At 33.7% G+C, this 11,120-nt stretch carries 13 protein-coding genes; 1 reads left to right on the forward strand and 12 read right to left on the reverse strand.

Features of this window, described 5'->3' with window-relative positions:
- Positions 1–21 precede the first annotated feature (21 nt).
- From SH603_RS00275 to SH603_RS00310, 8 genes are all read right to left on the reverse strand, one after another.
- A complete protein-coding gene (locus SH603_RS00275) occupies positions 22–291 on the reverse strand; it encodes a hypothetical protein (protein ID WP_321533595.1) in 270 nt (89 codons plus the stop codon).
- Positions 292–363: 72 nt separating this feature from the next.
- Positions 364–927: a hypothetical protein gene (locus SH603_RS00280; RefSeq protein ID WP_321533596.1), complete on the reverse strand. Its 564-nt coding sequence runs from the start codon at positions 925–927 to the stop codon at positions 364–366.
- A gap of 38 nt (positions 928–965) precedes the next feature.
- On the reverse strand, positions 966–1,301 hold the full coding sequence (locus SH603_RS00285) for a hypothetical protein (RefSeq protein ID WP_169470778.1): 336 nt from the start codon (positions 1,299–1,301) through the stop codon (positions 966–968).
- A 28-nt stretch (positions 1,302–1,329) separates the two neighbouring features.
- Positions 1,330–1,485, reverse strand: a complete 156-nt coding sequence (locus SH603_RS00290) for a hypothetical protein (RefSeq protein ID WP_169470779.1) — start codon at positions 1,483–1,485, stop codon at positions 1,330–1,332.
- Between the two features lie 26 nt (positions 1,486–1,511).
- Positions 1,512–1,667 carry a hypothetical protein gene (locus SH603_RS00295; protein WP_321533597.1) on the reverse strand — a complete coding sequence of 52 codons (156 nt, stop codon included), beginning with the start codon at positions 1,665–1,667 and terminating at the stop codon, positions 1,512–1,514.
- A 35-nt stretch (positions 1,668–1,702) separates the two neighbouring features.
- The gene (locus SH603_RS00300; RefSeq protein WP_321533598.1) at positions 1,703–2,227 is read right to left on the reverse strand and encodes an antirestriction protein ArdA; all 525 of its coding nucleotides are present in this window, start codon (positions 2,225–2,227) and stop codon (positions 1,703–1,705) included.
- Positions 2,228–2,292: 65 nt separating this feature from the next.
- Positions 2,293–2,496 carry a hypothetical protein gene (locus SH603_RS00305; RefSeq protein ID WP_169470782.1) on the reverse strand — a complete coding sequence of 68 codons (204 nt, stop codon included), beginning with the start codon at positions 2,494–2,496 and terminating at the stop codon, positions 2,293–2,295.
- Positions 2,497–3,400: 904 nt separating this feature from the next.
- Positions 3,401–3,637: a hypothetical protein gene (locus tag SH603_RS00310; protein ID WP_321533599.1), complete on the reverse strand. Its 237-nt coding sequence runs from the start codon at positions 3,635–3,637 to the stop codon at positions 3,401–3,403.
- 278 nt (positions 3,638–3,915) lie between these two features.
- Here SH603_RS00310 and SH603_RS00315 point away from each other — a divergent pair, with 278 nt between their 5' ends.
- Positions 3,916–5,046: an IS30 family transposase gene (locus SH603_RS00315; RefSeq protein ID WP_013923736.1), complete on the forward strand. Its 1,131-nt coding sequence runs from the start codon at positions 3,916–3,918 to the stop codon at positions 5,044–5,046.
- A 2,348-nt stretch (positions 5,047–7,394) separates the two neighbouring features.
- Here the strand turns inward: SH603_RS00315 and SH603_RS00320 are convergent.
- From SH603_RS00320 to SH603_RS00335, 4 genes are all read right to left on the reverse strand, one after another.
- Positions 7,395–7,775: a hypothetical protein gene (locus tag SH603_RS00320; RefSeq protein WP_321533538.1), complete on the reverse strand. Its 381-nt coding sequence runs from the start codon at positions 7,773–7,775 to the stop codon at positions 7,395–7,397.
- A gap of 14 nt (positions 7,776–7,789) precedes the next feature.
- Positions 7,790–9,001, reverse strand: coding sequence for a ParM/StbA family protein (locus SH603_RS00325; RefSeq protein WP_321533539.1), 1,212 nt, complete (start codon positions 8,999–9,001; stop codon positions 7,790–7,792).
- Between the two features lie 640 nt (positions 9,002–9,641).
- Entirely contained in the window at positions 9,642–10,052 is a 411-nt protein-coding gene (locus tag SH603_RS00330; protein ID WP_321533540.1) for a replication-associated protein RepC, read from the reverse strand.
- 3 nt (positions 10,053–10,055) lie between these two features.
- Positions 10,056–11,003 (reverse strand): ParA family protein, encoded by a 948-nt coding sequence (locus SH603_RS00335; RefSeq protein ID WP_321533541.1) that lies wholly within the window; start codon positions 11,001–11,003, stop codon positions 10,056–10,058.
- Positions 11,004–11,120: the final 117 nt, after the last annotated feature.

An 11,120-nucleotide genomic window follows, 5' to 3' on the forward strand; every position in this document is an offset into this window, starting at 1 on the left:
TTTATAAAAGACATATTTTATCTAATCTTCTGCTTCGCTCAGTAATTCGTTTAGATTAATTCCAAATGTTATCCCTGGTTCCAAAGTATCAATTTCTTGCTCCCAAATTTCGATACTATTATTTAATTCTTGCCCAAAATCTACTGCGCTATATTCGTTGAATTGTAGATATTGAACTAATAATTTCTTTGCCTTGTCTAACGTGGTTGCTGTAGTAATGTAATCAGTCGGTTCCTGCCAAAACTCTTGATGATCGACAATAACAACAACATAAACTTTTTTATTTTCCATTTTAATTTCCTCGCTTTTCCAAAAATTCTTTTCGCTTCTACCTATGGAAATATCTAATTTTGTTAATCGTTTTTATGCTTCGACGATTTTCAGACCGTAACTCTCAACCCAACCAAAGTCAGTAAGACGCTTCATCATTTCATTTGCCGCATCAAGGCTGTAAAATTTATTCCAACGATCATAGCTTAATTTTGTGTAGCGTGGAGTTACCTTTACTCCGATTTTGTCGCCGTCTGAAATTACCCACTTCCTTGGCTTGACACGTTTTTCTCCAACCAGCACCTTAAATGTTTCCTCGTTTCGCTCTACTACAAACCATTCTTTATACCAGGCATCCTCTGGGTTATTGGACTTAGCTTTTTCAGGATCACGGTATCGCAATTTATTATTCTGAGATAACCAAGTTAATCGCTTGCTCATTGTACTGGAGCTACTAAATCTTAAACTGCCATTAAGTGCGCCATCAGCAAAATCAAAAACGCCCTTTTTAAATTCCTCGGGCGTCTTATAAGTATTCGTGTAATCCTCAACAACACGGCGATCAAACATATCGAAACAATTACTCGAACGATAGCGTCCAGTAATCGTCATGGCTTTGCGGTTGATCTTAAAACTTAATACAGTATCGTAACTCATCTTAATTTCCTCCGTTTATCTAAAAATTCTTTTCGCTTCTACCAATTAGGAAAAACATATTTTTCTTTAACAATAGTTGTTTGACTAACGGGCATCGCCCCTGCTATGCCAACTAATTCATGCTTTTCTACACTTTCACCATCTTCTTGTGGATAGGCGAACATTTGAATATCATCTAATTCTTCATCTGTTAATTGTTCCCAATATTCAAGCATTTCATTTTCATCGTAAAACCCTTCAAGCTCATTACCCATCCAATCGCAAACACTGAAATACCAGGATTTACGAATTAGCTCACCATCAAAGTAGTCGTCTGGCTTAATCCATTTGAAAGTAACTGGATAGTTTTCTCGGCGATAGTGTAATTTCTTCATGATAATTTCCTCCTTGATAATTTCTTTTCTAGTTGACTTTGGTTAATTCAATTTCTCCATTGGCCGCCGCTTCAATAATCCACGGATAATTTTCAAGTAATACACGGCCACGGATATGGTCAACACCGCCTCCATGTGTTCCCTTGTAATCAACTCGGTATAATTTTGTTTTGAAGATACGCATTTTTATTTCCTCCGTTCTATGAAAAATTATTTTTGTTCAATACCTTTGAGTTGACGAATAATTTTCGCTTCACTCATTATTACCTTGTAATTTGAGTCGGCTTCTTGTGCTGAATGTACCCAGCCCCCAAAGCATACAAGTGCGATAATAGCAAGCATTACAATTGCAATATTTTTCTTCATGGTTATTTGTCCTCCGAGTGGGTGTATTGTGTGGTTTACAGGTATTCATTCTTAAATTCTTCGATAATTTTGCTTGCATGATTGTTAAGCATTTCTTGATATTGATATTCATTCATGCTTGCTAGATTGCCCACCCCATTAAAGTAGATATATGGATCAAGCCAGTTTTGAATTTCACCAAAGAAAGTTGCACGTGCGATTTCAGTTTTATCCGTGAACATGGTATCGAAAAAGTCATCATCAAAATCATATACATCCTCGCAGCCGGTTGCTTCACGATCGTCTAGGTCTTTATATACATCCTCGATAGTTTCATAGTCTTCTAGTGCCTCGGCTAATTCATTTAACCGATACATGCTATCATCTTCACTGATTGTGAATGGTGCTTCGTAATCACTAATGAACCATTCATCGTGATAACCGTGCTTACTGTCACCGCCTAAGTCTAGCTTGTCCAAAATGTCCTTGTTTACGTCATCAACTGGTAACGTTGTCCATTGTCCGTTGAGTTCGCCATCGTTGTACTTTGCCAAGTTTGAAACAAATACGTTAATTTTCATGATATTTACCCCTTTTTATTTACCTAAAGTCTATTATTTAGCTTAATTAATAGTGTAAGATTACATTAGTTTAATAGGTTCGTCAATAGTGCCCGTAAAAGTGGAAGGGTCACTGTAATAACAATAACTGCAATGAATAGTGCCAAAATGCTGTACTTTTTAAACTTGATTAACTTTTCGCTATCCCGTTCTAATTGCTTAATGTATTCAGGATCAACTAACTTGTAATCCTGTTCAGCGTATTTTTGTAGTTCCTTTTGTGACATCATAATTATCAAAACCTTTCTAATGTGTTTCAGCGGTTATTATTAATCGCTTTATATAGAGTCTTATCGTGTTGATAAGGCTCTCTAAAAACAATTAATAGCGTCTTTTTCACTTTCACAGGCTTAAACCAAGGAATATTAGCAAGTTCCTGCTGGTAGTATCACGGCGCCTTTATCTACTATTGATTAGGCGGTTGACGTGGAATCACCTACCCCTACCGTACCGGGTTATTTACCAACTTTTGATATTGCGGAGTTGTTCTCAGTTCTACTGAAAGATTGAACCGCCGTTATTAAGTTTTCAAAGTTCAGCATATGTTGGTTTGAAAGTGATTGAGTATGCTCTCGCTCACACTATCCGCCACCTTAACCCGCTATCTAATGGTAGTTATGGCATTATCCTACCCCTACTCATACGAACTATGTGTATCCCGTCGATACGGTTTATAGATTTAAGATTAAGCCTGTTTAGCCCGTTGACTTATGCGACTTACTAACGTTTTTTGAATTGGTAACTTTCCAATTAATTTGAACAAATTTATATTATAGCGTGAACGCTATATATAAACAACCTATTTTTTATTAATCACTCAAGGCTTGTGATTGCTTGTTACTTGATTGTGACTTTTATTATAGCGTGAACGCTATAATTTGTCAAGAAGTAAATTTGATCATTTTTGAAAACCTATGCTAGTTCGGTGACTGCTATTTTTGTTTTCATTAATCAACTTTACGGCTTTTATTATAGCGTGAACACTATAATTTGTCAATACCTTTTTCAAATTAATTTTTGAAATGTTTAATATTGAATTATTGCCGTTGTCTAATTGACGATTTTAATTATATAGTGTGAACGCTATAAAGTCAAGAAGTAATTTTAAAATAAAAAAACAATAGCATTTTGCCGCTATTGTTTTAGATCCTTTAAGCGTTGTTCTATATCGGAATGTAATGCTTTTAAGTCGTTTATATATTGTGTACGATTTTCATTTATTGCTTTTGCGCCTTTTGTATTTCCTTTAAGGTTTATTAAAACAAAAGAACGCGCCGCCCTTTTCTTTTGATTATAAGTAACATTTAACGGATTTTTTGCGTTCCAGTTGCTAACTGCTTTTAATTGCGCTCTACTTGTTTTATTTTCCATTCTTTCGCCTCTTTTCGTTATAAAGTACACGTTATAATTATTATAACATACTTACAACCCTAACAGAATAGAAAATAGCACCCTTTTTTATTTCTATATAATGAAAGAAAAAATCTACTGAAGAAGATTTAATTTTCTTAAAAAATTTAATTGATAATAAATGGTGGATTATAGAATGAAGTTAGCCACCCAGTTGGTGGTAAATAAAAAACGCCATTCGGCGTGACATCAGGTATCATATTAAGTGAACCAAACCTATATGAAAGGATGTCCGTCAAATGACGCACTTAAATGATACCATGTCTACTAGTTTATTGACTACTCATAAAAAGAATGCTCATCTTACTAAAGAAGAACGTGTGATGATTGCGACTTTAAAGTCGCAAGGACTTTCCAATCGCGCAATTGGTCGCCAATTAGGAGTTAATCATCAAACAATTAATAACGAGCTCAACCGTGGTACGGTCCGCCAACTTCGTCGTCAAAAATCTAATGGTAAGATTTACGAATATTCTTACTACATCTATAGTTATGAAGCTGGTCAGGCCACATATCTTGAACATCACCGCCATTCTGGTCGTCGTCGCTTATATTATTCTTCAAAGCAATTTTTACGATTAGCTGATCAGCTAATGCTTGGTGAGTTTGACGACCACCATTACTCCCCACAAGCGGTTATTTATAAGGCTCGAGATTTAATGAATGATGGCACCCTGATCCCAAAGTCGGTTGTAACTTTATATCAATGGATTAATGAGGGTGTGCTTCGTACGTCCAATTTAGACCTCTTTGAAAAACCTAAACGTAAGCATCATCGAACTCATCCGCAAGCTAAAAGGTGCTTAGGGCCTAATATTGCTCAACGACCTCAAACTGCGGACCAACGGTCCGAAATTGGCCATTGGGAACTAGATACAGTTCAGGGACAGAAAAACGGTAATGACAGTGTTGTACTAGTAATGACTGATCGCCTTTCACGAGTTAATATCACGAGTAAAATTGCTGGTAAAACTGCGCATGCAGTAAATCAGTTCTTTATAAATTTACGCCAGAAAATGGGCACAGATGCTTACTATCGCATCTTTAAGACAATAACCTCTGACAACGGTTCAGAATTTAGTGAGTTAACACAAGTTCACGATCATGTTTTCTATGCTGATCCGTATTCCCCTTGGGAACGTGGATCCAATGAGATCAATAACCGGTTTCTCCGCAAGGAGATTACCAAAGGTGAAGCTATAAATAACTATAGTAGTGCTCAGATCATAGCGACTAATGATTGGATGAATCACTATCCACGAGCTATGTTTAATGGACATTCGTCAATGGATATCTATCGTAAGGCCTTCTACCAAGAGATATCACAGCTCCATCAACCAATAATCAATTGGTCAGTATTATTTATTTGAGTCCAGTGGCTAACTTATTCTTGAAATTTAGGATTGATAATAAATTACTGGAATTAAAAAATAAAGATAATAATTATATAGGGTAACACATTAATGTATAGCGTGTTGCCCTTTTATGTTGCGATTATATGTTAGCGCTTACATAATGATCTATGTAGTGTAGTAGTGTATAGGTAGTAGAGTGTATGATGATCTATGTAGTAGAGTGTATGATGATCTATGTAGCGTGTATGATGATCTATAGATGTATATAGTGATATGTATAGATGTATTGAGTGAGTAAGTGAGTAAGTGAGTAAGTGAGTGAGTGAGTGAGTGAGGTGTATTTGATATATATGATAATGTTTTCATATGTTGTTATGATGGATCAAGTGAATAGTATGGTATTGATATGTATGTTAGTTAGGTAAACGGTTATTTATTATATTAGGGTGTGGATTGGGCTATTAAGTGAGTGAATTTATTGGTGTGTTTGTTTGGTGAGTGGTCGGGTGGTCGGGTGGTATGGTGAGAAGCGTGTAGCGTGTTTTATTGGGGGTTTTATTGGGGGTTTGTTTGGGTTGTTATGTTAGGTTGTTAAGGTGTAAAGTGGTGTGGTGGTGTGAGTTGGGTGAAGAATTGTGAAGTATTGTGAAGTTAGTAGATTATTATATATGAAAAATTTTTCATGTAAGATTGAAACCCATTTCACTAATTTAATAAAAAACGATCATAACAGTTGAAACAAAATAATATAAAATATATTAATAAACACTTGACAATATAACATTTTTATGCAGTTATAAATTTGCAACCCTTATTTACTTACTAATTAAAAGTTAAATAGCTATATATCAAATAACATCTATTATTTGATATATTTTGGTATAGACCACAGCGGGGGTTATTTTACTCAAAACGCCTAAAATATAGGGCGCAATTCTGTATCAGTTGCTTATTCCACACACCACAAAACAATATCAATCCATTTCGAATTAATATCACTTCGCCTTAAACCACATCTGAATCCTTTCCTATTTATAAAATTACTCCCAAAATTCGGCAACCATTTATCAAAATTTTCAAAATCACGAAAATGTCACCTTAGGTTTTCATACTATTCTTTTCATAAAATCGCCTGTATTTTCATAAAGTCTATCCAAGTTTTCATAGAAATATGGCAACCATTTTCACAATTTCACATTACTCTATCCTCACTAAATAGATTTTTGTGAATTTTTCTTCACTAACTTATTATCGCTCGAATTATTGACTAAATTTTCATCACAAGCCTTATGAAAACACTCCATTTTCATAAAATTACACCATTATTCTCTACACCATATTTCGTGTTAGTACGGGGTATATTTACTCTATTTAGAGGTACTTTATATTTGGCAACCATCACAAAGAGGACAATATACCTTTATTTGTCTTATTATTTTTCATATATTTTCTCTAAATTTTACTTTTTACTTCTTCATTACCTGAATAAAATGCCTAAAAATTTGGTTTAATACGAATGACTACTTTTAGCTTGTTTATCTCACTTTTGCCTTCTATTTTGTGAATCACAAAAAGCTATTAAAACATTCCCATTTTTATGTAGCTAACACTAGACAGTATTTTTATCACACCAAAATAACAAACACCTTATTTAAGGTTTCACCCACTAAAAAGGGAATCCGTATTAAAACACATCTTTGATAATACTCAAATTATTAATAAGCCACAGTAATAGGGTAGAAAAATAAGCTTTTCAATATCGAGATTGTGAATTTTCACTTTCGTTGTAAATCATTTTTGACCTATTTTTACCCCTATATCATTCAGAGAAAAACGTAGCTCAGCTCCCTATTCTATATACTTAAGATACGATTACCTTAAAAACACAAAACTATCATAAGCCACATAAAACATTGAAAATTTTAAACAAAAAACAGCGATAGCAAATAAATACCACCGCTGAAATAGTTACGGATTACTTATGTAACCACTTACTAATCTTTTTAATTAAATGTTTAACGTGCTTATTAGGCACGAACAATATTATTAAGCACCAATGCGACACAAGGAGTTACCTCCTCTCTGCACTAGTCGGGTTTCCTACGCCCGCTCAAATGTGCTTTTCAATTGTATCATATTAATTTCATGTTATAATATATATAACAATATTATTAAGCCGTGTGTATCGTGGGTGCTTCCTAACTCACGGATCGGTTTAACGTGGGGTACCTGAAAAGGTATCCTTTTTTGTTTTAAATGATAAGCCAGAGCAACTAATTTATCAGTAGCTCTGGCTTTTTCATATTTTATATCACTTTATATGCTTTTATTCTAACTAAAACATACATAATCATACTATAGTCTCACGATAACATATCTAAGTTAGGTTTATTTTTCAATTTAGAACTCAAAGAACTGTCATTAGTTTTAGAGTCATTGTCGTTTTTCTTATTTCCAATTCTTGTCTTTAATTTACGCTTGGACTTTTCTTCAACATCGACATCAACATTCTTTTCTACCGACGTCTTTTCTTCTGGTTTTGAAACAGTGCTAACTGTATTTAACCGTCCATCTAAGCTTGCACTATCTAAAATAGCTTGGATAAGATCACCAGTTCCATATTTTCTAACTACCATTTCTAATGCCCTAATAGCAGCCGGAGAAAATTGTGACTGATTTTTAGCCCATTCTGCAACTTTTGAATCCTCGGGAATAAGGATAGTTTTTCTAATCATTTTTGCCATAAAAATCACACTCTCTATAAGGCTTCAACAATTACTTGTAATCCTAATTCATTTAAATATTGTGCATATTCTTTATCAATCCAAATTACTGGAACATCATATCCACCGCTGAAGCTCTTAAGTTTTTCATTCAATACTTCGCGAAGATTACTCTCATCTAGCATTGGAATGGAGCCACCACCATATACGTAAACAAGTTCAGTATCCTTAGCGATACGCATTGTTTGACTAACTGTATCGATGATTTTGTCAGCTAATGGTTCTAATTGGTCATAAACTACTTGACGTACTTTATCTTGGCGAGTTCGACGCAATGGACTGACCTTTTCAGATAAGAAACTCTGTAATTGTGAACGTTCCTCGAAATTCATTTGTTGATCTTGAAGAACGCGTACTGCATCTTGTAATACATTTCCGTATCCTTGTGGTAATGAAGCTGATGCTGCTGGATTAGCCTTACCGTTAATGATTGCTACTACATCAGTAGTCCCTTCTCCGATATCAATTCCAAGTACATTTCGTGAATTAATAAGGTCGTCAGCTTCAACTTCATCCTTCATTTCTGAATAGTTCTTATCAAAGTCTTCCTTAATTTTATCTGTTAATCCATCATAATCGGAGGAAATAAGCATTTGGGCTGTTTCACCTTCTAATGCAACATATACCTTATTAAATTCGATAGTTACATTAATTGGGTCCTTGAAGTTATGGAAAGTTACTGTATGAGTACTACCCATGTAACGTTCTTTGTAACGATCTTTTGCATTATTTACCTTACCTTCTGAAATAGGTAACGCAGTCGCCATATTAACTTTTACCTTTAGAATCTCCTTTAAGTCTTGTCCAGCTTCATATGCTTCTTTTACTTTCTTTCCAGCTATCAAACTTAAAGTAAGAATAATAGCTAAATCTGTCTCTGATTTACCAGTGAAGTCATTAACATCAAAAGACCTCATGGATAGACCACTGTCAATAGCTGCATTACCAATCAAAAATCTTCCAGAGGTTTTTACTGCATTACTTGACACACTAACATCCATATTATTAAGGAAGTGCTTCATATAAACATCTTGGTCTTGCTTAGAATCAAATTCCATAGGAGCTTGTACATCTTGTGGACGTTCTGCTGCTATAACTGATGGAAACTTAATATTTTCACCATCAACATTTGCTTTTACAGAACCATATCCCAAATCATTTGCAACTTTCATAATCTTCTCAACCATTATTTCTACCTCCAATTTATAATATAATCATATTATATCATACTTTATATTATTTAGGAACAATCAAATATGATATTTTAAGTTTTTCTATGATATTATTTACCAACTTGAGCTAGTCTTTAAGATACTTAACAAATTTACTATTCGTTAACCCCAAGCCAATAAGTTTATTTATGACTTTTGCTTGGGTAGTTCTTTCCTCGTATGCTATTCTGCCTAATTTATTTCGTAAAATTCAGAAGAAATTCTAATTGTTCTCGTGTTTTTGCATCCGAACTATAGTACTTGTCAGGTATGGTAATATTTTCCTGCTTAAGCTTTTCTAAATACTTGATAATATTTTCATTTCATCTGGCGTTAATTCCATTAATCCCACTCCTCTTAATGCAAATATTGTTCATATTGCAAATAATGCATATATAATTAGCATTAATCGTATAGCAAATAATACTAATATTGCTTTAAGCATAAATAAATTATACCATTGTTTTTCACAGTTTCAATATTTTTTGCATTATAAATAATGCTAGTATTATTTATAATCTTCATAATTCATATATTGCAAATAATCTATGTAAGATATTTAATGCAAATAAAAAGAACACTCTCTGTCATCTTTATGACGAAAGTGTTCTTTTTATTAATTCAATTCTTCTTTATCGTATATCAAACTATCTACCTTTTTAAGTTCGAGAAGTAGTCTAAATACTTTTTCATCGCTATCACTCATTGCGCCACTCTCTATATATTTTCTAAATACATCAATAATAGCATCATCCTGTGATTCACAATTTGCCACTTGTTTATAAGCATTAATTATATCTACCGCTTGATCGCTAATCCTAATCATCTTAGTAGACTTATTTTTTCTTGGTCTACCTTTACCTCTCTTTTTAACTTCTGGTTTCTTTTCGGTGGTTTTTTTCTGATGAACAGAAGCATCATATCTCTTTTCTGGAGTTGAGGGTTTTGTTTCTGCCACTCCTGGAGTAGCATTTTTCTTTCTTCTATTCTTGTTTTCCTTATTAAATTGGGTAAATAGATCAGACAAAGTTTATCCCTCCAATTTCTTTAACCGTTCTAATATTTCATCTGTTAGCCGATTGTAAACATAGTGTACCTTTATATCGTGGAAGTCACCCTTTCCATATTCAGCATCTTTATCGGCTATTCCCATACGACCAAATCGCTTAAGACGCTCCATATGTTTAATTATGTTCTTAAAGACTCCATCTTTACCAAATGACTCTTTCGCGTCTTTCAAAATTTGCGTATCCAATCCTGCTCTATTTTCAAGTAAGACAGGAAGCACTCCAAGAATATTAAAACTAATAGAAGGATAGTTATTGAACATTTTTTGTAAGTATACGAAAAACGCCTCAGCACCATCTAGTGAATCTTGTTGTGTTTGTAAAACAATAATAATATCATCTGCTGCATAAACTGCGGAATCAGTAAAAACTGATAGAGTTGGTGGAACATCTACGATAACAAAATCATAATTTTCTTTGACTTTATCTAGTTGTTTTGCAAAGTAAGAAATTCTTTTTTCTTTATAGTTTTCTTCATTAGGCATAAATGTCATTTCCAAAAAATCGGGGTATTCTGTAAAGTCATCAGAAGAAGGAAGTAAATATAAATTGTCCATTACCTTAACGATAGCGTTCTTTATATCTCCTTCGCTAAGAGCTAACATCATTGTTTCTTTTATTCGAAGCTGTTTTCTTTCTCTTTCCTTAAAAACTTCTTCAACTTCTTTATCTATATCTGCCTTTGAAAGTTTATCTTTTGATTTCTTATTAAGTTCTTTGACAAACTCTTTCTCACTTTGATTATTTTGGCGTGCGTATGTTCGCGTTAATAAATGTGTTGCATTCGATTGTGGGTCTAAATCACACACTAAAGTCTTATAACCTTTCTTGGCTAATTGATATGCAGTCATGACAGAATTGGTTGTTTTACCGACACCACCTTTAAAATTAGCATAAACTAGAACAGGCATTCGTCTCCCTCATTTCCTCATTATTTTTAGTAATATTAGTATTAATTGCATTTTTTGCATTACATGTATACAAATATTATATCCTAAACAAAACCCACTGTTAAGGCTTTTTTATGT

The sequence above is a fragment of the Limosilactobacillus reuteri genome, from assembly GCF_034259105.1.
Classification (GTDB): Bacteria; Bacillota; Bacilli; order Lactobacillales; family Lactobacillaceae; genus Limosilactobacillus; species Limosilactobacillus reuteri_G.

Excerpts from the sequence above, each read along its gene's own strand:
- SH603_RS00275 (WP_321533595.1), bottom strand. The coding sequence starts at position 291 with ATGGAAAATAAAAAAGTTTATGTTGTTGTTATTGTCGATCATCAAGAG.
- SH603_RS00280 (WP_321533596.1), bottom strand. The coding sequence starts at position 927 with ATGAGTTACGATACTGTATTAAGTTTTAAGATCAACCGCAAAGCCATG.
- SH603_RS00285 (WP_169470778.1), bottom strand. The coding sequence starts at position 1,301 with ATGAAGAAATTACACTATCGCCGAGAAAACTATCCAGTTACTTTCAAA.
- SH603_RS00290 (WP_169470779.1), bottom strand. The coding sequence starts at position 1,485 with ATGCGTATCTTCAAAACAAAATTATACCGAGTTGATTACAAGGGAACA.
- SH603_RS00295 (WP_321533597.1), bottom strand. The coding sequence starts at position 1,667 with ATGAAGAAAAATATTGCAATTGTAATGCTTGCTATTATCGCACTTGTA.
- SH603_RS00300 (WP_321533598.1), bottom strand. The coding sequence starts at position 2,227 with ATGAAAATTAACGTATTTGTTTCAAACTTGGCAAAGTACAACGATGGC.
- SH603_RS00305 (WP_169470782.1), bottom strand. The coding sequence starts at position 2,496 with ATGATGTCACAAAAGGAACTACAAAAATACGCTGAACAGGATTACAAG.
- SH603_RS00310 (WP_321533599.1), bottom strand. The coding sequence starts at position 3,637 with ATGGAAAATAAAACAAGTAGAGCGCAATTAAAAGCAGTTAGCAACTGG.
- SH603_RS00315 (WP_013923736.1), top strand. The coding sequence starts at position 3,916 with ATGACGCACTTAAATGATACCATGTCTACTAGTTTATTGACTACTCAT.
- SH603_RS00320 (WP_321533538.1), bottom strand. The coding sequence starts at position 7,775 with ATGGCAAAAATGATTAGAAAAACTATCCTTATTCCCGAGGATTCAAAA.
- SH603_RS00325 (WP_321533539.1), bottom strand. The coding sequence starts at position 9,001 with ATGGTTGAGAAGATTATGAAAGTTGCAAATGATTTGGGATATGGTTCT.
- SH603_RS00335 (WP_321533541.1), bottom strand. The coding sequence starts at position 11,003 with ATGCCTGTTCTAGTTTATGCTAATTTTAAAGGTGGTGTCGGTAAAACA.